Origin of the sequence: Burkholderia sp. Bp8994 (genome assembly GCF_003853805.1) — a bacterium.
In the GTDB taxonomy this organism is placed as follows: Bacteria; Pseudomonadota; Gammaproteobacteria; order Burkholderiales; family Burkholderiaceae; genus Burkholderia.
Map to the genome: position 1 here is coordinate 101,122 of NZ_QTQH01000019.1, position 20,007 is coordinate 121,128.

The following is a 20,007-nucleotide window of genomic DNA, read 5'->3' on the forward strand; positions in this document are numbered from 1 at the left end:
CCCATGCCGCCCTCATTATTTCTTGTCCGGCAGCCCTGACTAGCTGCCGCGTCCCAGTTTAAAACCGGGTTTATGGTATTCCACGTGCCCGAGATCCATCATTTTCCAACGGCCTCCCCAGGTCAGGCCGACTTGCTCGGCGACCTGTCCGTACAACTGGTAGCCGCGCATCGCCCAGGGATCTTTCTCGGAAATGACCAGCTTGCCGTCGCGCAGAAACGCGTTGTCGGCCGCGAGCCCGAACTGGTGATAACTCTGGAAGGCCGCCGCATTGGTCACGTTGGTGCCCATCTGCGCGAGCCGGTTCTGTCGTTCCGGACTCCGATAACCTTCCAGCAGCGCCATCTCGTAACCATATTGTTCGTGCATGATCTTGTAGACCAGCAGCAAACGCGTACGGAAATCGGGATCCAGCAGGTTCCAGTCGCGGCTTGCATCTCTCAGCGCAGGCCGTACCTGTTCGACTTCCTTCGTGGCAAAGACTTCCGGCGGCAACGGCGGCGGCGGCACGAGCTGTTCGCCCTGCAGCAGCGCGGCGATCTTCTCGTCAGGCACGCGCGCCGTGTCGTCGTACTGAAATAATTGCCGACCGCGTAACGCAATGGCCACCAATGGCGGCGTCGCAAGAATACCTGCCGACACCATAATCATCAAGCGCCGCCGGATCAGTAAATTTTGCACGTCACTTAATGCGCCGCGCGTAACGGTTGCCGATTTAACAATTTGACTTCGCGTACGTGCGGCGTGATCGTTCGCGCGGCGCGTCAGGCGGCCGCGAAACTGGGCGACGGATTCGAAAACGGTCGCGCGGATACCCGGTAAAAGCAACAGTGCCGCAACCGCGACGGCAAGGGCGAAATAGGCGACGAGTGCGACGGCAATCAACGAAATCCCCGGAAATTGGAATTGATTGTGTTTTGCAATGCTTGCTCTTAGAATCAGGCTGCTTTGAGAGGCCGGGCTATATTATCGCGGTGAATTAAACCAGGATTCAATGAGACGCTGAATGAGTGCGCCGGAAAATTCAAATTCGAAAACCCCGCCCAGCCTGCTATCCGATACCAAACCGGCAGGCGGGGGCGAACCGCAGCAGTCGCGCATTCTCGCGAATCTGGAAGGACGTGTCACGCCGCCGGCCGAACCGCCGCGCCGTTCGCTGAAGGGGCCGATCGCGGCTGTCGTCGCGCTCGTGGTCGCCGTCGGCGGCTGGGGCGCATGGCGCTGGCAGCAGCAATCCGGCGAGGCGGCCGTCGTGGCCGCCGCGCCCGTGCAGGCACCGGCAAAGGCCGAGCCGGCCAGCGCCGCCGCCGTGCAGGTCGCGCAGAATGCCGCGTCGGCTGCGCCCGTCGTGCAAACGGCGACGATCGTCAACGACGATGCCGCGTCCCAGGTCGTTGCGTCCGCATCGGGCGCGTCGGGCGCGGACAACAGCCGCTTGTCGCGCGCGCTCGCGAACGGTGCCGACGATGCATCGGGCGCGGCCACGGCGGGCGCCGTCGCCGCGACGGCTGCCGCAGCAGCGGCGACGACGAAATCCGCGAAGGCCGACGCCACGAAGAGCGACAAGGTCGCCGCCCGCAGCAAGGCCGATGCGAAGGCCGACGCGAAGGCGGAGGCTCGCAAGCATCACAAGGAACAGCAGGCGGAGCTCGCGCAGGCGAAGAAGCGTCGCGAAGCGACGACCCGTTCCGCGAGCGCGAAGGCATCCGGGAAGGACGACCCGGATGCGGACCTGCTCGCCGCGCTCGTCGCCCGTACGAAGCCGGCCGACAAGAAGGTCGCCGCGCAGAAGGGGCAGGTCGTGCCGACCAAGACGGCCGCCGCGACGGGCGGGTCGCTCGCATCGCGCGTGAAGGATTGCGCGGAGCGCGGCTTCTTCGAGGATCAGCTGTGCCGCTGGCGCGTCTGCGACGGCCACTGGGGCAAGGATCCGGCCTGCCCGACCGCCGCGCAGTCGGAGACGCGGCAGTAACCGGCATCACACCAGCCTGCACATCGCACCTGCGCCGCCCACCGGGCGGCGCGTTGTTTTTGGGGACGTCTTACGCCGGACGGCAGGATGTGACAATGTCACGAAAATGCCGCATGCATCGGGCATACGTTTCCTTCCATTTCCCGGCGTGGCGCCGCAATGCGCGATGCGCGGCGCGGCGAGCGCCGCACGACCTTCGACACGATGGACCTGATCGTACAGACTTACGGCGCCGATACGTCCGGCATGGTGTGCGGATTCCGCTTCGTCCCGGGCGGATCGGGCGCGATGCTCGATGCCGATGCGGCCGCCGCATGGCTGCGCGCGTGCCGCGAGCGCGATGCGGCCGCATCGGACGATTTCGTCTGGCTGCACTTCAATCTCGCGCACGGCGCGAGCGAGCGCTGGATGCGCACGCACCTCGGATTGCCCGACAGCTTCTTCGAATTCCTCCACGAAGGATCGCGCTCGACGCGCATCGAGCAGGAGGACGGCGCGCTGCGCGCGATCGTCAACGACGTGATGTTCAACCTCGAGCTGACGCCGTCGGAAATCGCGACGCTGTTCGTCCACGTCGAGCGGCGCATCATGGTCACCGCGCGGCTCAAGCCGCTGCGTTCAGTCGATACGCTGCGAGCCTGCGTGCGCGACGGCGAGCGGTTCCGGTCGCCGGCCGAACTGCTCGTGCACCTGCTGCGCGACCAGGCCGACCTGCTGATCCAGATCATGCGGCGCACGAGCATCGACGTCGATCGCATCGAGGATCGCTTCCTGTCGCAACGGCTCACGTCGAACCGCATCGAGCTCGGCGCGATGCGCCGCACGCTGACGCGGCTGCAGCGCATGCTGGCGCCCGAGCCCGGCTCGATTTTCCGGCTGCTCGCGAAACCGCCCGCGTGGCTCCACGCCGAAGACGTGCAGGAACTGCGCGAATCGACCGAAGAGTTCTCGCTGGTGCTCGCGGATCTGTCTGGGCTCAACGAGCGGATCAAGCTGTTGCAGGAAGAGATCGGTTCGCGGCTCGACGAGCAGAACAACCGGACGCTGTTCACGCTGACGCTCGTGACCGTGATCGCGCTGCCGATCAACATCGTCGCGGGTTTCTTCGGGATGAACGTCGGCGGCGTGCCGTTCTCGGAGAACAAGCACGGGTTCTGGCTGATGGTGCTGCTGGTCGCGGGCTTTACCGCACTCGCCGCGTGGTGGGCGTTTCGCCGGCGCGACGATCGCTAGGGCCCGTTATTGGCGTGAACAGGCGCCAGGTCGGCATTGGCGCGGCGCCGCACGCGGCGGCAACAAAAAACAGGCCCCGCATCCGGGGCCTGCGATAGGCGGTGAAGGGACGTGAAGGGACATGAAGCGTCGAACGCCGGCCGGCGCCGCGTATCGCGCGGCACCGGCCGGCCGGATCACGTTACTGAACCAGCGTCTTGCGCGGCTTGAACATGCCCTGGTAGCGCAGCGACGGACGTTCCTTCACCGTCGGCGCGATGCCGCCGAAGCTCGGCGTCTGGCGCAGCTTCATCGCGGCCGGCGAAGCGACCGAGCCGATCGACGTCGAACGCGAAGCCGGCGCGAGGTTGTTCGCGACGAGCAGCGCGGCCTCGCTCTTCAGGTTCGCGAGCAGCACCGGATCGACCGAGCTGTTGACCTGCGTGAGCAGGCCGCTCCACGCGGCGTCGCTGTAGTTCACGACGTAGTAGTCGAGACCGCTCGGATCCGCGACCACGCCCGTGCAGCCGTCGATCCGCGTCTGCGTCTGCGTATCCTTCAGCGCGAGCGTCGTGCGTTTCGCGAGACCCTGGCCGTACGCGAGCGTGATCGGTACCGTCCACTGCAGGCCCGGATACGCGTTCTTGTTCGGGAACGGCTGCTGTTTCAGCGTGACGACCGTCTGGTTCTTCGTCATGTCGCACTGCGTGTCGAGCGAGATCAGCGGCACGCCCGTCTGGCGCACGTAGCTGTCGCCGATCGGGCCGACCGCCTGGCCGCTTTCCTTCGACAGCGCATCCCACAGGCGCTTCGGCGTGCCGTTGCCGAACGAGTAGTCGACCAGGTACTGCTGCAGGCCGCGGCGCAATGTCTGCTCGCCGAGATAGTTCTCGAGCGTCTTCAGCACATGGCCGCCCTTGTCGTACGTGAACGCGCTCGCGCTCAGCACGAAGTCGTTCGATGCCCAGTCGTTGAAGTTCGGCGCGACCGGGAACGCGTTCGGGCCGATGTCGCGATTGATCACGCGATACTTGTTCTTCACCTGGTCGAGCCAGCTGAACTCGTCGGGGAAGAACTGGATCGTCGTCTTCGTCTCGAAGAACGTCGCGAACGACTCGTTGAGCCAGACGTTGTCCCACCAGTCGGCCGTGACGAGATCGCCGAACCACTGGTGCGCGACTTCGTGCGTCAGCACCTCGTTACCGTAGCGCGACATCGGCTGGCCCGGTTGCGGCAGGATGTCGTCGGCGAACTCGAGGATCGACCCCCAGTTCTCCATCCCGCCGAAGTTCAGGTCCTTCTGCTCCTTGAACGCGTCGTTCGCGGCGACCGTATCGAACTTCGTCAGCGGCAGCGGGATACCCGTGTAGCGGTAATAGAAATCGAGCGCCTGCTTGGTGCGGTCCATCGCCGGCTTGGCCCAGTCGCTCATGCCCGGCGGCGTGAACACGCGCAGGTGCAGGCCGCCCTTGCCGCCCGGCAGCGGGCTCGAGAAGTCGTCCTCGTAGGTATCGAACAGGCCACCGCCGAAGAACAGCAGGTACGACGGCATCGGCGGCGTCTTCTCGAACTGCACGAGCTTGTAGCCGCCGCCGACGTTGGTCGACGGCTTCTCGGCCGCGTTCGACACGACGCGCCAGTTCTGCGGCACTTCGGCCGTCACTTCATAGGTCGGCCGGAAGGCCGGCTCGTCCCAACCCGGGAACCACTGGCGCGACAGGTTGGTTTCGCCCTGCGTGAGGATCGCGCCGCTCGTCTTGCCGTCGGTGCCCTTCAGGTCGACGCGGAACACGCCTTCGGCGGCCGAGCAGCCCGGATACGGGTCGTCGCCGCAGCTGCCGCCCGTCTGCGTGGCCGGATCGTCGTACGACTTGAAGTTGATGATGCCGGACCATTCCATGTGCAGCGAATAGTTGCCCGGCGCGATCGTGCCGGCAACGGGGCGCAGCTGGTAGAAGTCGCCCTTGTCCTGCGGCGTCGCGATCAGCTGGATGTTGCCCGGCTGCAGCGTGATGCGGCCGTTCGTGAACTTGATCCGGTGGCCGGCGATCACGATGTTGTTGACCGGCTTCAGCACCTTGATCTCGACGTCGGCGCGCCCGTCGAACGCGTTCAGCGCATCGTTCGGGCGGAACCACAGCCGGTAGTTGACCGGTACCACGGTGTCCGGCAGCTCGACGGGCGACACGCTCTTGTCGACGTTGGAGGCTGACGGCGGCGTGTTGGCGGCGGGCGACGAGCTCGAGTGCGGCGCGCCGGCGGAGCTGAGTGCGGAAGCCGAGCCGACGCCGCTGTCGTCGCCGCCGCACCCGGCGAGCGCGAGTGCGGCAACCAGCGGCAGGTAACGCATCTTGTGAATGTTGATCGACATGACTGAAACCTCGATTGTTGAAAGAATCGTTCAGTGCTGCGAAAACGCCGGCAAAAGAAATCCCTCGCCGTTAATCAACAGCGACGAGAAATGCCAATGACGGATTATTCGAAAAGACGGCCGGCCGACTACGTGAAGGTAATCATGGTTTACTGCCCCCTCTGTGTTTCCGGATGTCGGTTAACTGGCCGGTTCAAAATGGCCGGGCGCGGGTTGTACTGAATTGATTTCGCGCGCACGACACGGGGCCGCCCGCCCTTATGCGGGCGTGCATTCCCTTTGAACCGACGACCCACGGGGCTGGCCGTACCAGGCCGCAGGACGGAAGGACGGCGTGTCGCCGTTCCGTAAAATCGCCGTCATACGGCTTGAAGGTTTGTCGGCCTGCTCGAAGGATGCGTAAATATACTTGATGGTTTTGGGTAAAGGAAACGAAAAAATTAGAAAGTGCTTCTCTTGAATTTTTCGCGCGCCATTGAATGCTGGGAGGCATTAATTCGCTTTCTGTTTAGCCGTTCGTTTCCGTAGTTTTAATCTATTAACGATCTCGCCGATGCGCGAAAACTACGAATCAGGGCGTGGCGCGGCGCGCTCGGTACAATGCGGCGACGACCCGCCGATCGATTGCCGCAAGGAGGCCAGCCCATGCCACGAGCCCTGTTCCGTATCGCGCCGCTGCGCGCCATGCTGCTGCTGTTCGCCGCCGTCTTCGCGCTCGGCGGGTGCGCGGGCCTGACGCGCGAGCCCGTGAGCGTGACCGTCGCCGGGCTCGACCCGCTGGCCGGACAGGGCCTCGAGATGCGCTTCAGCCTGAAGCTGCGCGTGCAGAACCCGAATGACACGCCGATCGAATACGACGGCATTTCGGTCGCGCTCGACCTGAACGGCACGCCGTTCGCGAGCGGGGTCAGCGATCGCTCGGGCGTCGTGCCGCGCTTCGGCGAAGCCGTGATCGACGTGCCCGTTTCGGTGTCGGCGTTCGCCGCCGCGCGGCAGGCGTGGAACCTGCCGGGCGCGGCGGCCAGCGGCGAGTTGCCGTACGCGCTGCGCGGCCGGCTCGCCGGCGGCGTGCTCGGCACCGTGCGTTTCAGCGATGCGGGCACGTTGCGCATGCCGGCGACGCCGGGTTGGGGCGGCTAGAGCGATGCCTGCGCGACGCCCGGGATGCCCGGCCGGACGAAGCGGCGCGATTGCAGCGCCGTCTGACGATTCCTGACGATCGTGTTTCGTGCGCCTTACGTTTTGCGCTGCAATCGCGTTTAGACTGCCTCGGTCCGGAGGGCCGGACGACTTTTTCGAGAGGGCACCATGGCAGCGAAATTCGTCATCAAGAAAGCGAACGACGGGCAGTTCCTGTTCCACCTGAAGGCCGCCAACGGCGAGATCATTCTGCGCAGCGAGCTGTACAAGACGAAGGCGTCGGCGGAAAACGGCGTCGCGTCCGTGCGCAAGAACGCACCGGACGACGCGCGCTACGAGCGCAAGACCGCGAGCAACGGCCAGTTCATGTTCAACCTGAAGGCCGGCAATCACGAGATCATCGGCACGAGCGAGCTGTACAAGGCTGAAGCCGGCCGCGAGAACGGCATCGCGTCGGTGAAGCAGAACGCGCCGGACGCGGCGCTGGACGACCAGAGCTGACGCGCCGCGAGCATCGCGCGGGTGGCGGCCAGGGCGGTCGCCCGCGCTTTGCCGCGCGGGCAAAGCGCGGTATGGTGTGGTCCGCGCGGCGCACTCCGGTAGTCCGGTAGCGCCGCCTGTCTGAAGCCAACCGTAGCCGAGCTCGCGTGACCGATTTCCCCGTTTTCCACTGGACCGACGCCGACGGCGCCGAACATGCCGTGCGCTGGCGCTCCGAAGCCGGCGTGCAGCCGCCGAAGCGCGCCGTGCCCGCCGACGACCGCGTCACCGCCGACGCGGCGTACCGCCTCGCGTGCGAGGGCACCGCACTCGTCTGGCAGGGCGATTTCCAGAATGCACGCCAGCTCGTGCAGGCGATGGCGCGCCGCGTCGAACGCAAGCCGAAGAAGGCGAAGGCCGCGGTCGGCGTCGACGCGTTCAACCTGCACCGGCTCGCGCAATCGCAGCGCGCCCGCACGCTCGGGATGCTGCTGATCCCGCTCGACGCCGACTACACGATCCCGCTGCGCCGCGCGCCCGACGTGCGCGCCGCATGCGAGGAAGCATACGGCCCGGGCGGCGCGCCGTCGGTCGTGTCGCTGCGCGAACTGCTCGGCCTCGTCGGCGCGCACGAATGGCGCAAGAAGGGCGTGCCGATCCCGGCGCTCGGCGGCGCGCCGATCCATCCGCATTACGGCGTGTTCTCGCCGGTGCGCGGCGAATACGTCGAACTCGTCGCGCGCACGCCGCTGCCCGCGACCTCGCTCGCGTTCGATATCGGCACGGGCACCGGCGTGCTCGCGGCCGTGCTCGCGTCGCGCGGCGTCGAGCGCATCGTCGCGACCGACCAGGATCCGCGCGCGCTCGCATGCGCCCGCGAGAACGTCGCGCGGCTCGGTCATGCCGGGCGCGTCGACGTCGTCGAAGCCGACCTGTTTCCGGCCGGCCGCGCGCCGCTCGTCGTCTGCAACCCGCCGTGGGTGCCGGCCCGTCCGAGCGCGCCGATCGAATACGCGGTCTACGATCCCGACAGCCGCATGCTGCGCGGTTTCCTCGCGGGGCTTGCCGACCATCTCGAACCGGGCGGCGAGGGCTGGCTGATCCTGTCCGATTTTGCCGAGCATCTCGGCCTGCGCCCGCGCGACACGCTGCTGCAATGGATCGACGAAGCCGGCCTCGTCGTGCTCGGCCGCGAAGACATCCGCCCCGCACACCCGAAGTCGGCCGACGCGGACGATCCCCTGCACGCCGCGCGCCGCGCCGAGGTCACGTCGCTCTGGCGGCTCGGCGCGCGAGCCTGATCGCGTATTTTCGGTAAACTGTCGCCATTCCTCACGAATTCCCGCCGCCGGGCCGTGGTCGACCGACCGTGGCCCGGCGCCGTTTCACGATGTCGAACAAGACCTACGAAATCCGTCCGGAGCAGTCCGTCGAGCTGCTGAAGGAACTGCACATCCTGACCCGCGACGGCAAGCTGAACCAGGACAGCCGCCGCAAGCTGAAGCAGGTCTATCACCTGTTCCAGTTCATCGAGCCGCTGCTCGCGAGCGTGCAGGCCGACAAGGGCGGCGTGACGCTCGTCGATCACGGCGCCGGCAAGTCGTATCTCGGCTTCATCCTGTACGACCTGTTCTTCAAGCAGCAGCCGGGGCACGGCACGCCGGCATTCGCGTCGCACGTGTACGGGATCGAGACGCGCGAGGAACTCGTCACGCGCTCCACCGAACTCGCCGCGCGGCTCGGATTCGGCGGGATGTCGTTCCTGAACCTGTCGGTCGCCGATTCGATCACGTCGCCGAAGCTGCCCGAAACGGTCGACGTCGTCACCGCGCTGCATGCATGCGACACGGCGACCGACGACGCGATCCGGTTCGCGCTCGCGAAGCGCGCGCAGCACATCGTGCTGGTGCCGTGCTGCCAGGCGGAGGTCGCGGGCGTGCTGCGCAAGAACAAGGGCAAGTCGCTCGCGAACGCGCTGACGGAAGTGTGGCGGCATCCGCTGCATACGCGCGAATTCGGCAGCCAGATCACCAACGTGCTGCGCTGCCTGCAGGTCGAGGCGCACGGCTACCAGGTGAGCGTGACCGAGCTGGTCGGCTGGGAGCATTCGATGAAGAACGAGCTGATCATCGCGCAGTACAAGAACTTGCCGCGCCGCAAGCCCGGCGAGCGGCTGAACGAGATCCTCGGCATGTTCGGGCTCGCCGAACTGAACGAGCGCTTCTTCGCGCCGGCACCCGCGGCGGCGGCCGGCGAGGCCGTCGAGCAGTCCGCGGACTGAGGCGGATCGAGGCGACCGAGGCGGACCAAGGCGGACCAAGGCGGACCAAGGCGGACCGACGCCCGGCCCCCGTCCGCCGCGCGCCAGCCACCCGCCGCGCGACGCGTCAGACGTCGTCGCCCGGCCGGCGCATCCATTCACGCCAGCCGTCGTGGCCGAGGCGGCGCAGCGTTTCCTGGTTTTTCTCGTAGATCGCGGATGCGTCCGGGAACGCATCGACCGCGCGCGCGATGCTGTCCTCGCGCAGCAGGTGCAGGATCGGATACGGCGCGCGGTTCGTGTAGTTCTCGATGTCGTCGGCTTCGCTGCCTTCGAACCGGTACTCGGGATGGAAGCTCGCGATCTGCAGCACGCCGTCGAGTCGCAGTTGCCGCACGAGCCGCTCGGCGAAGAACAGCGCATCGTTGTAGTCGACGAAATCCGCGAACGCGCGCGGATAGATCACGAGCGTCGTGTCGACCTGCTGCGGATCCGCCGCTTCGAGCGCGCGCAGCTCGGTTTCGAGATCGGCGAGCGCATCCTCGAGCGTCGTCGCTTCGCTGATCGCATAGCGTACCTGTTCCTTCACATAGACACTCTTCGCGAACGGGCACAGATTGAGCCCGATCACCGCGCGCGCGAGCCAGTGCCGCGTGGCGGCGAGAATGTCGTCGTGGGAGTCGGGGCGGGTATCGGTCATGGCGGAGGCGGTCGGGCGAAGCGGCAGCGAGGGCCGCATTGTAGCCGGAGCGGGCACGCCGGGTCGGCGCGTGCGCCGCCCGTCACGCGCAGGCGGCGTCGATCAGCTGCGTGGCCAGCGCGGGCGCGGTGCCGATCGGCGTTTCGCCGTGCCGGTAGGTCTGGCTGGCCGCGTAGATGCCTTCGACGATGAGCGCGAGCGCGTCGGCGAGCGCTTTCGGCTGCCGGGCGCCCGCGCCTTCGCACAACTCGAGGAGCCGCTTCATCAGCTGTTCCTTGTTCTGCGCGACGCGCTCGCGCGCCGGATGCGACGTATCCGGGAATTCGGCCGCGACGTTGACGAACGGACAGCCGCGATAGTCCTTCTGCGTCGCGCGTTCGGCCAGATCGACGAAATACTGGATCAATTGCGCCTTCGGCTGGCCCGGATGCTTCGCGACGCTCGAATCGAGACGCTCGAAGAAGCACGCATCCATCCGTTCCAGATACGCGAGGATCAGCTCGTCCTTCGACGAGAACTGGCGGTACAGGCTCATCTTGTTGACGCCCGCGCGCTCCACGACCGCCTCGACGCCGACCGCGCGCACCCCTTCCTTGTAAAACAGCTCCTCCGCGGCGCGCAGCAGGTGTTCCTGCGCGGCGGCCGCGGCGATCGGCCGGCGCGTGCGGCGTGCCGGCGGCTTGTTGGCGGCCTCGATGCCCGACATGATGACCCTCGACTGCGTGGTGAATTGCTTGACATGTTACCGACTGGTAACTACGATCGCAACACACTTGTGACCGATCGGTAACAATGCCGACCGGATCGACAGACAAATGCCACGTATCGGCCCGGGTCAGCCGATGCAGCGTGCGGCGGAGGTGGCCCGGAGGTGAGGCGGGGCTGGCGCGCGAGCGCGGGCCAGCCAACTGGAGAGCGACAACATGAACTGGGCAGTGACACGAATCGGCGGGCGCTTCCACTACGGATGGCTCGCGGCGGCGGTGGTTTTCCTGATCCTGCTGGCGGCGGCCGGCACGCGCGCGACGCCGAGCGTGCTGATGGTGCCGCTCGAGCGCGAACTCGGCTGGAGCCGCGCGGCGATTTCGCTGGCGATTTCGGTGAACATCGCGCTGTACGGCCTGACGGGCCCGTTCGCGGCCGCGGCGATGCAGCGTTTCGGGCTGCGGCCGACGATCCTGACCGCGCTGGTGACGATGGGCGCGGGCGTCGCGCTGTCGTCGATGATGACGCAGAGCTGGCAGATGGTCGTGATCTGGGGGCTGATGGTCGGCTGCTCGACCGGCGTCGTCGCGCTGACGCTGTCCGCGACTTTCGTCACACGCTGGTTCCATGCGCGGCGCGGGCTCGTGATGGGCATCCTGACCGCGAGCACGGCCACCGGCCAGCTCGTGTTCCTGCCGATGCTCGCGGCGATCGCGCAGCGCCACGGCTGGCGGCCGGTCGTGCTGGTCGTCGCGGTGGCGGCCGCGATCGTGATTCCGCTGGTCGCGTTCCTGCTGCCCGAGCGACCGGCCGACGTGCAGCTGCGCCCGTACGGAGAGCCGGCCGACGCGCCGGCGGCGCCCGACGCGACGAAGGAGAACCCGCTCGCGGTCGCGTTCCGCACGCTGCTGACCGCGAGCCGCTCGCGCGACTTCTGGCTGCTGTTCTTCAGCTTCTTCATCTGCGGCGCGAGCACCAACGGCTACGTCGGCACGCACCTGATCGCGATGTGCAGCGACTACGGGATGTCCGAAGTGCAGGGCGCCTCGCTGCTCGCCGCGATGGGCGTGTTCGACCTGTTCGGCACGACGCTGTCGGGCTGGCTGTCCGACCGCTACGACAACCGCGTGCTGCTGTTCTGGTACTACGGGCTGCGCGGGCTGTCGTTGATCTACCTGCCGCATGCGTTCGGCATCGACTTCTTCGGTCTGCCGCTGTTCGCGATGTTCTACGGGCTCGACTGGATCGCGACCGTGCCGCCGACCGTGCGGCTGGCCACCGACGTGTTCGGCAAGGCCGCGGCGCCGGTCGTGTTCGGCTGGATCGTCGCCGGCCACCAACTGGGCGCGGCGTTCGCGGCGCTCGGCGCGGGGCTGCTGCGCGCGAGCCTCGGCACCTATACGATCGCGTCGATGATCTCGGGCGCGCTCTGCATCGTCGGTGCGCTGATCGTGCTGCGGATCAATCGCGGCCCGTCCCGCGCGGCCGCGCAGGCCGCCTGAGCTCGGTGCGCCGGCCGACCCGTGCGCGGGTGCGGCCGGTCAATGCAGGATCGGTGATTTGCATTGCGCGGGATGACCGGGCGCGCGACGGCTCAAGCGGTTATGCTTGCGGTTCGCCGGGCGTTCGCGCCCTTCATCGATGTCAGCGAGGAACCGCATGTCCGTCAAACCTGCTCCCACCACTGTTTCGATTCACGACCTGATCGCCGGCCGCTGGAGCCCGCGCGCGTATTCGGACGAGCCGATCAGCGCCGCCGATCTGCACGCGGTGCTCGAAGCGGCGCGCTGGGCGCCGTCCGCCTACAACGCGCAACCGTGGCGCTTCATCGTGTTCGATCGCACGCAGGACGAAGCGGCGTTCAAGCACGCATTCGCGACGCTGGTGCCGTTCAACCAGGGCTGGAACGCGCCGGCGCCGGTGCTGATCGCCGTGACCGCGCATACGCTCACGCCGAAGGGCGAGCCGGCGCCGACCGCGCTGTACGATGCGGGCGCGGCCGCGATGTCGCTGGTGCTGCAGGCGCACGCGCTGGGTCTCGCCGCGCACCAGATGAGCGGCTTCGATGCGAAGGCGTTCCGCGATGCGTTCGAGATTCCGGCCGACGTCGCGATTCCGGCGATCATCTCGCTCGGCCACTACGGCAACGTCGACAAGCTCGACCCGGTATTGCGCGAACGCGAAAAGGCGCCGCGCACGCGCCATGCGATCGGCGAGGTCGTGTATGCGGGCGCATGGAAGAAGGGTTTCGACGCCGCGGCCTGATGGTGCAAGCGGCCAGGCGTGCGTCGAGCACCTTGTCCGCACCGGTTGCCGGTGCGCTGCAGGCGGGCAGCGGGGCGCGTCGGGCACCCCGTCTGCACCTGTCGCCGGTGTGCCGCAAGCGGGTGTCGGGGCGCGTCGAGCACTCTGTCCGAACCTGTCGCCGGTGCGCTGCAAGCGGGCGGCGGGGCGCCTCGGGCACCCCGTCCGCCCCTGTCGCCGGCATGCCGCAGGCGCGCCTGATCTCCGCCCCGGGCCGGTTGCACCGCGCCGGCGGCCGCCCCCGGTTGTGATCCGGCGGGCTTCATGTTAAAAAGCCCGTCCTTTCCGTTTTCGCGCCGGCCATGCTGCGGCACCTTCCCATGACTTACTGCGCGATCGATTTCGGCACGTCCAATTCCGCCGTGGCCCTGCCCGACGGCGATGCCATGCGCCTCGCGCCCGTCGAGGGCGACCACCTGACGCTGCCCACCGCGATCTTCTTCAACAACGACGAGCAGACGGTCGAATACGGCCGGGCGGCGCTCGCGTCCTATATCGACGGTTTCGACGGCCGCCTGATGCGCTCGATGAAGAGCATCCTCGGCTCGCCGCTCGCGGAAACCACGACCGATCTCGGCGACGGCAGCGCGATGGCGTACACGGAGATCATCGCGCGCTTCCTGACGCACCTGAAACGCAAGGCCGAAGCGCGCGCCGGCGCGCCGATCGGCCGCGCGGTGCTCGGCCGGCCGGTGTTCTTCGTCGACGACGATCCGCGCGCCGACCGTCTCGCGCAGGACCAGCTCGAAGCGGCCGCGCAGTCGGTCGGGTTCGCGGACGTGCATTTCCAGTACGAACCGATCGCGGCCGCGTTCGACTACGAGTCGCGCCAGCAGGCCGAGCGGCTCGTGCTGGTCGCCGACATCGGCGGCGGTACGTCGGACTTCTCGCTGGTGCGCGTCGGGCCGGAGCGGATGGCGCGCCTCGAGCGCAAGGACGACGTGCTCGCGCACCACGGCGTGCACGTCGCGGGCACCGATTACGACCGGCGCGTCGAGCTGGCGGCGATCCTGCCGGCGTTCGGCTACCGCGCGCTCGATCCCGAGGGACGCGAGCTGCCGAACCGGATCTACTTCGACCTCGCGACCTGGCACCTCATCAACACGGTCTACACGCCGAAGCGGCTGGGCGAGCTGAAGCTGATGAAGCACCTGTACCAGGACGTGCGGCAGTACGACCGGCTCACGCGCGTGGTCGAGCAGCGGCTCGGGCATGCACTGATGGCGCGCGCGGAAGAAGCGAAGATCGGTGTGGCGGCGGGCGGGGAGACGATGATCGACCTGAACGACGTGGAAGAGGATCTGCAGATCGCGTTCGACGCCGAACGCCTGGTCGACGCGAGCGTCGACGACACGGCGCGCATCGTCGATGCCGCGCGCGAAACGGTGCGGCTGGCGGGCGTCGCGCCGCGCGACGTCGGCGCGCTGTATTTCACCGGCGGCTCGACCGGGCTCGCGTTCCTGTCGGGTGCGCTCGCCGGCGCATTCCCGGACGCGCAGCCGGTGTTCGGCGATCGCCTCGCGAGCGTCGCGACCGGGCTCGGCATTCACGCGCAGCGGCTGTTCGGCTGACCGGAGGCCATTCTCGATCGTGGCGGCCGCATGGCCGCCCGCGCCGGAAAACAAAAAGCCCCGCCGAAGCGGGGCTTTTTTACACGAATTATCGCGCCGAACTTAGACCGGACGGATGTTCGCAGCTTGCAGACCCTTCGGGCCCGTCTTCACTTCGAATTCAACCTTCTGGTTTTCTTGCAGCGTCTTGAAGCCTTCGACGCGGATTTCCGAGAAGTGCGCGAACAGATCGTCGCCGCCGCCTTCCGGGGTGATGAAGCCGAAGCCCTTTGCGTCATTGAACCACTTGACGGTACCGGTTGCCATGTTACTTGTTCCTAAAAAGATAAAACGGGGCCGAGGCCCATGGGGTGCGGAAAATCAAGGAAGGGGGTAATGGGACCAACCGGAGTACCGTTGATGGGCGAACTACGAAAGAACCAATTCACTCGCCGCTTGAAATCCTGCAACGTTGTTTATACGGGTAATCGGTCGCGCGGTCAACCGGATTTCCATGCACTCAGGGTTATTGCGGAGTTAAGGTTTACAAACCTTGCAAACGATGCGACTTTTTTGTAGGGGCCGAACGATTTTGGCGCCAACTTGGAGGTGCAACCGTTAAACTACGCGCCGCGTGGACGGGTTGCCCCGATCGGGTGATCCTTCCCCCCAAAATTGCATGCGCGCTGCTGTCCGAGCCGATCCCGGACCGCGGGCCGACCATGCTTTTTGAGACATAGGAGAGGATGTGAAGAGTTCTATTCAACGGAACATCGGCCCGTTTGCACTGATGCTGACGGGGCTGGGTTCGATTATCGGTTCGGGCTGGCTGTTCGGCGCCTGGAAGGCTGCGAAGATTGCCGGTCCGGCGGCGATTTGCGCATGGATCATCGGCGCGGTCGTAATTCTCGCGATTGCGCTGACGTACGCTGAACTCGGTGCGATGTTCCCCGAGTCGGGCGGCATGGTGCGCTACGCGCGCTACTCGCACGGTTCGCTGGTGGGCTTCATCAGCGCGTGGGCGAACTGGATCGCGATCGTATCGGTGATCCCGATCGAGGCGGAAGCGTCGATCCAGTACATGAGCACGTGGCAGTATCCGTGGGCGCATGCGCTGTTCGTGAACGGCGAGCTGACGACACCCGGCCTGCTGCTGTCGGCCGTGCTGGTCGTCATCTACTTCATGCTGAACTACTGGGGCGTCAAGGCCTTCGCACGTGCGAACACCGCGATCACGATCTTCAAGTTCCTGATCCCCGGCCTCACGATCCTCGGCCTGATGCTGTCGAGCTTCCACTCGGAAAACCTCGGCACTGCATCGAATGCAAGCTTCGCGCCGTACGGCTGGTCGGCCGTGCTGACCGCGGTCGCGACGAGCGGTATCGTGTTCGCGTTCAACGGCTTCCAGAGCCCGGTGAACCTGGCCGGCGAAGCGCGCAATCCGTCGCGCAGCGTGCCGTTCGCGGTGATCACGTCGATCCTGATCGCACTCGTGATCTACGTGCTGCTGCAGATGGCGTACATCGGTTCGGTGAATCCGGCCGACGTCGCGAAGGGCTGGTCGCAGTTCAACTTCTCGTCGCCGTTCGCCGAACTCGCGATCGCGCTGAACCTGAACTGGCTCGCGATCCTGCTGTACGTCGACGCGTTCATCAGCCCGAGCGGCACCGGTACGACCTACATGGCGACGACCACCCGCATGATCTACGCGATGGAGCGCAACAACACGATGCCGAAGATGTTCGGCAACGTGCACCCGATCTACGGTGTGCCGCGCCAGGCGATGTGGTTCAACCTGCTCGTGTCGTTCATCTTCCTGTTCTTCTTCCGCGGCTGGAGCTCGCTCGCGGCAGTGATCTCGGTCGCAACGGTGATCTCGTACCTGACCGGCCCGATCAGCCTGATGGCGCTGCGCCGCGCGGCGACCGACATCGAGCGTCCGCTGTCGATCCCGCTGATGAAGCTGATCGCACCGTTCGCGTTCGTCTGCGCGTCGCTGATCCTGTACTGGGCGAAGTGGCCGCTGACGGGCGAAATCATCCTGCTGATGATCGTCGCGCTGCCGGTGTATTTCTACTTCCAGGCGAAGTCGGGCTGGACCGGCTGGGGCGCCGACCTGAAGGCCGCATGGTGGCTGGTCGCGTACCTGCCGACGATGGCCGTGCTGTCGCTGGTCGGCAGCAAGGAGTTCGGCGGTTACGGCGTGCTGCCGTACGGCTGGGACATGCTGATCGTCGCGGCAATCTCGCTGGTGTTCTACTTCTGGGGCGTGAACACCGGTTACCGGACCCAGTATCTCGACGAGCGCGAGTCGCACGACGAGATCCTTGAAGGGGTCGGTGCCTGACGCCTGACCTGCCACCGGAATCGGCGGTGGCGGAAAGCGCAAAAAAGCCCGTCCGAGCGATGCTCGGGCGGGCTTTTTATTTGTGCTCGGCGCTTGTGTCGCCGTGTCGCGCGATTCAGGCGGCCGCGCTTGCGAACACGTAGTTCGTCATCGCGAGCACGCGTTGATACGTGCCGAGCGACTGGATGCCGAGCTGGTAGTCGTCGTCGGCTGCGCCGAGCGCGGTGAACACCGGCAGCAGGTGCTCGTCGGTCGGATGCATCAGCGCTGCGTGCGGCGCCTGCCGGCGATAGTCGAGCAGCGCGTCGACGTCGCGCGCGGCCAGCTTCGCCTCGAACCAGTCGGTGAATTCCGCGACGCGCGGGTCCGCATCCTCGGGCGCCGCGCTGAAATCGGCCGCGCGCAGGTTGTGCGTGATCTGGCCCGAGCCGATCACCATCACGCCTTCGTCGCGCAGCGGCCGCAGCGCGCGGCCGAGCGCGAAGTGATGGGCCGCGTCCGCACGCGGCTGGATCGACAGCTGCGCGACGGGTACGTCGGCCTCCGGGAACATCAGCAGCATCGGCACCCACGCGCCGTGGTCGAGACCGTGCTCGGTCGTCGCTGTCGCGATGCCGGCCGCGTTCAGCAGCGCGGCCGCCCGCTCGGCGACCTCGGGCGCGCCCGGTGCCGGGTAGCGGATCTCGTACAGTGCGCGCGGGAAGCCGTAGAAGTCATGGATCGTTTCCGGGTGCGCGGCCACGCTCGCGACCGGCTGCTGCGTGCCCCAGTGCGCGGACAGCATCAGCACCGCGCGGGGGCGCGGCAATTCGGCGCCGAGGTGCGTGAATGCGCCGGACGGCAGCGTCGGGTCGATCGGCAGCGTCGGGGCACCGTGTGACAGGTAAAGCGAAGGCAAGCGGTTCATGGTGGGGAGCCTGCAATAGTGGGTTGCCTGTGACTATAGGCGCGCACCGGACATTGATAAATCGGCTTGCCGGAATTTGATTGAATCGCAATGGTTGATAATTCGGCCGATTCAGGTGCGCGGGAGCCGGCGCGGGGAGGCGGGGCGTGGCTGGATCGAACCGGAAGGCGGCCGAATCGACGAAGATGCGTGGAGAACGGCGCCGAAGCGCCGCGTCGAGCGGCTTACCGTGCGGGCCGGATGCCGGCCCACGGCGTCGTCATCGGTGCGCTGAGCGCGAACAGGTCGAGCACGCGCGTGACGGTCTGGTCGACGAGTTCCTCGATCGTCTTCGGCATCGCGTAGAACGCGGGCAGCGGCGGAAACACGATGCCGCCCATTTCGGTCACGGCGGTCATGTTGCGCAGATGCGCGAGGTTGAACGGCGTTTCGCGCACCATCAGCACGAGACGGCGGCGTTCCTTCAGCGTGACGTCGGCCGCGCGCGTGATCAGGTTGTCCGACAGGCCGTGCGCGACGCTCGCGAGCGTCTTCATCGAGCAGGGGGCGATCACCATCCCGTCGGTTGCGAACGAACCGGACGCGATCGTCGCGCCGACATCGCGTACCGAATGCACGACATCCGCCCGGCCTTCGACTTCGGCCTTCGACAGCTGCAATTCATGCTGGATATTGAGCCAGCCGGCGTTCGAAACCAGCAGATGCGTTTCGACGCCGCCGGCGGCGCGCAGCAATTCGAGCAGCCGCACGCCGTAGACCGCGCCGGTGGCGCCGGTGATCGCGACGATCAGCCGGCGTGGCGGCGCGCTGGGAGATGCCATCGGGAACGGGGCGTTACGCGGCGGCGAACAGTTGCTGCAGTTCGCCCGACTGGTACATCTCCATCATGATGTCCGAGCCGCCGATGAATTCGCCCTTCACGTACAGCTGCGGGATGGTCGGCCAGTTCGAGAATTCCTTGATGCCCTGGCGGATCTCGTCGTCCTCGAGCACGTTGACCGTCTTGAACTGGTCGACGCCGCAGGCTTTCAGCACCTGCACGGCGCGGCCCGAAAAGCCGCACATCGGGAATTGCGCGTTGCCTTTCATGAAGAGCACGACCTGGTTTTCGTCGACGATTTGCTTGATACGTTGTTGGGTGTCCATGACTGACCTTGCGTTGGCGGGGCGTTAGAACGAAATGATAGCGGATTTCAACCGGGCGGGCCGGCCGTCAGACGGGCCGGCGGCCGCCCGTGGTGCGTTCGATCGCGGCGACATCGGCGAGCGATTCGACCGCGACGAAGCCGCGTGACACGAGCAAGGCACGCACGGCTTCGGCCTGGTCGTAGCCGTGCTCGATCCAGAGCGTGCCGCCCGGTTTCAGGTACGCGCCGGCGCCTGCGACGATCGTGCGGATCGCGCTGAGGCCGTCGGCATCGTCGGTGAGCGCGCCGCGCGGCTCGAACCGCAGGTCGCCCTGCGCGAGGTGCGGATCGTGCTGCGCGATGTACGGCGGATTGCTGACGATCGTGTCGAACGCGAGCGTCGGCTCGAGCGCGGCGTACCAGTCGCTCTGCAGCCAGTGCAGCGGGCCGCCGGGGCGGCGCGCGTCGAGCAGCTTGTGCGCGTTGCGCCGGGCGACGTCGAGCGCGGCCGATGAGCGGTCGAGCGCCCACACGCGTGCGTCGGGCCGTTCGGCGGCGATCGACACGGCGATCGCGCCGCTGCCGGTGCCGAGATCGAGCACGGCCGGATGCGGGCGACCGTCGATCGCGTCGAGCGCGGCTTCGACGAGGAGTTCGGTTTCGGGGCGCGGGATCAGCACGTCGGGCGTCACATCGAACGGCCGGCCGAAGAATTCGCGCATCCCGACGAGCTGCGCGACCGGCTCGCCCGCGACGCGGCGCACTTCGAGCGCCCGGTAGCGCGCGATCGCGGCGGGCTCGAGCGGGGCGTCGCCGCGCGTGATCAGCTGCGTGCGGGTCCAGCCGAGCGCGTACGCGAGGAGCACGCGCGCATCGACCGGGTCGAGCGGCGACGCGCGCAGCAGATCGTCGGCGGTGGTGTCGGGCATCGC

At 66.9% G+C, this 20,007-nt stretch carries 19 protein-coding genes; 10 read left to right on the forward strand and 9 right to left on the reverse strand.

What is annotated here, in order from left to right:
• Nucleotides 1-39: 39 nt before the first annotated feature.
• Nucleotides 40-885, reverse strand: a complete 846-nt coding sequence (locus DIE04_RS21455) for a M15 family metallopeptidase (RefSeq protein ID WP_044845915.1) — start codon at nucleotides 883-885, stop codon at nucleotides 40-42.
• 121 nt (nucleotides 886-1,006) lie between these two features.
• Here DIE04_RS21455 and DIE04_RS21460 point away from each other — a divergent pair, with 121 nt between their 5' ends.
• The gene (locus DIE04_RS21460) at nucleotides 1,007-1,972 is read left to right on the forward strand and encodes a phage tail protein (RefSeq protein ID WP_124522205.1); all 966 of its coding nucleotides are present in this window, start codon (nucleotides 1,007-1,009) and stop codon (nucleotides 1,970-1,972) included.
• Between the two features lie 204 nt (nucleotides 1,973-2,176).
• Nucleotides 2,177-3,205 (forward strand): transporter, encoded by a 1,029-nt coding sequence (locus DIE04_RS21465; RefSeq protein ID WP_044845996.1) that lies wholly within the window; start codon nucleotides 2,177-2,179, stop codon nucleotides 3,203-3,205.
• 181 nt (nucleotides 3,206-3,386) lie between these two features.
• Here DIE04_RS21465 and DIE04_RS21470 read toward each other — a convergent pair whose 3' ends face one another.
• Entirely contained in the window at nucleotides 3,387-5,555 is a 2,169-nt protein-coding gene (locus tag DIE04_RS21470; RefSeq protein WP_044845913.1) for a M1 family metallopeptidase, read from the reverse strand.
• A 645-nt stretch (nucleotides 5,556-6,200) separates the two neighbouring features.
• Here DIE04_RS21470 and DIE04_RS21480 point away from each other — a divergent pair.
• The 4 genes from DIE04_RS21480 (at nucleotide 6,201) to DIE04_RS21495 (ending at nucleotide 9,456) form a co-directional block, all read left to right on the forward strand.
• Nucleotides 6,201-6,695 carry an LEA type 2 family protein gene (locus tag DIE04_RS21480; protein WP_124522203.1) on the forward strand — a complete coding sequence of 165 codons (495 nt, stop codon included), beginning with the start codon at nucleotides 6,201-6,203 and terminating at the stop codon, nucleotides 6,693-6,695.
• Nucleotides 6,696-6,863: 168 nt separating this feature from the next.
• Entirely contained in the window at nucleotides 6,864-7,196 is a 333-nt protein-coding gene (locus DIE04_RS21485) for a YegP family protein (protein ID WP_044845911.1), read from the forward strand.
• A 146-nt stretch (nucleotides 7,197-7,342) separates the two neighbouring features.
• Nucleotides 7,343-8,476 (forward strand): class I SAM-dependent methyltransferase, encoded by a 1,134-nt coding sequence (locus DIE04_RS21490; protein WP_124522201.1) that lies wholly within the window; start codon nucleotides 7,343-7,345, stop codon nucleotides 8,474-8,476.
• A gap of 89 nt (nucleotides 8,477-8,565) precedes the next feature.
• Complete coding sequence (locus tag DIE04_RS21495; protein ID WP_124522199.1) at nucleotides 8,566-9,456, forward strand: SAM-dependent methyltransferase; 891 nt, start codon at nucleotides 8,566-8,568, stop codon at nucleotides 9,454-9,456.
• A 106-nt stretch (nucleotides 9,457-9,562) separates the two neighbouring features.
• Here DIE04_RS21495 and DIE04_RS21500 read toward each other — a convergent pair whose 3' ends face one another.
• Together DIE04_RS21500 and DIE04_RS21505 are read right to left on the reverse strand one after the other, a co-directional pair.
• Nucleotides 9,563-10,135, reverse strand: a complete 573-nt coding sequence (locus tag DIE04_RS21500) for a DUF1415 domain-containing protein (protein ID WP_124487886.1) — start codon at nucleotides 10,133-10,135, stop codon at nucleotides 9,563-9,565.
• Nucleotides 10,136-10,217: 82 nt separating this feature from the next.
• Entirely contained in the window at nucleotides 10,218-10,841 is a 624-nt protein-coding gene (locus DIE04_RS21505) for a TetR/AcrR family transcriptional regulator (RefSeq protein WP_124487887.1), read from the reverse strand.
• A 217-nt stretch (nucleotides 10,842-11,058) separates the two neighbouring features.
• Between DIE04_RS21505 and DIE04_RS21510 the strand changes: the two genes are divergently transcribed.
• The 3 genes from DIE04_RS21510 (at nucleotide 11,059) to DIE04_RS21520 (ending at nucleotide 14,715) form a co-directional block, all read left to right on the forward strand.
• Nucleotides 11,059-12,342 carry an MFS transporter gene (locus tag DIE04_RS21510; protein WP_124487888.1) on the forward strand — a complete coding sequence of 428 codons (1,284 nt, stop codon included), beginning with the start codon at nucleotides 11,059-11,061 and terminating at the stop codon, nucleotides 12,340-12,342.
• 157 nt (nucleotides 12,343-12,499) lie between these two features.
• Nucleotides 12,500-13,105 (forward strand): nitroreductase family protein, encoded by a 606-nt coding sequence (locus tag DIE04_RS21515; RefSeq protein WP_044845905.1) that lies wholly within the window; start codon nucleotides 12,500-12,502, stop codon nucleotides 13,103-13,105.
• 359 nt (nucleotides 13,106-13,464) lie between these two features.
• Entirely contained in the window at nucleotides 13,465-14,715 is a 1,251-nt protein-coding gene (locus tag DIE04_RS21520; protein WP_044845904.1) for an Hsp70 family protein, read from the forward strand.
• Between the two features lie 102 nt (nucleotides 14,716-14,817).
• On the opposite strand, the gene DIE04_RS21525 is transcribed toward DIE04_RS21520, so the two are convergent.
• On the reverse strand, nucleotides 14,818-15,021 hold the full coding sequence (locus tag DIE04_RS21525) for a cold-shock protein (protein WP_006477070.1): 204 nt from the start codon (nucleotides 15,019-15,021) through the stop codon (nucleotides 14,818-14,820).
• A gap of 421 nt (nucleotides 15,022-15,442) precedes the next feature.
• Here DIE04_RS21525 and DIE04_RS21535 point away from each other — a divergent pair, with 421 nt between their 5' ends.
• Nucleotides 15,443-17,041, forward strand: coding sequence for an APC family permease (locus tag DIE04_RS21535; protein ID WP_124522197.1), 1,599 nt, complete (start codon nucleotides 15,443-15,445; stop codon nucleotides 17,039-17,041).
• A 115-nt stretch (nucleotides 17,042-17,156) separates the two neighbouring features.
• On the opposite strand, the gene DIE04_RS21540 is transcribed toward DIE04_RS21535, so the two are convergent.
• From DIE04_RS21540 to prmC, 4 genes are all read right to left on the reverse strand, one after another.
• Entirely contained in the window at nucleotides 17,157-17,948 is a 792-nt protein-coding gene (locus DIE04_RS21540; protein ID WP_059607887.1) for a class III extradiol ring-cleavage dioxygenase, read from the reverse strand.
• A gap of 224 nt (nucleotides 17,949-18,172) precedes the next feature.
• A complete protein-coding gene (locus tag DIE04_RS21545; RefSeq protein WP_124522195.1) occupies nucleotides 18,173-18,769 on the reverse strand; it encodes a UbiX family flavin prenyltransferase in 597 nt (198 codons plus the stop codon).
• Between the two features lie 13 nt (nucleotides 18,770-18,782).
• Entirely contained in the window at nucleotides 18,783-19,094 is a 312-nt protein-coding gene (gene grxD / locus DIE04_RS21550; RefSeq protein WP_011883132.1) for a Grx4 family monothiol glutaredoxin, read from the reverse strand.
• 67 nt (nucleotides 19,095-19,161) lie between these two features.
• On the reverse strand, nucleotides 19,162-20,004 hold the full coding sequence (gene prmC, locus DIE04_RS21555; RefSeq protein WP_124522193.1) for a peptide chain release factor N(5)-glutamine methyltransferase: 843 nt from the start codon (nucleotides 20,002-20,004) through the stop codon (nucleotides 19,162-19,164).
• Between the last annotated feature and the right edge of the window lie 3 nt (nucleotides 20,005-20,007).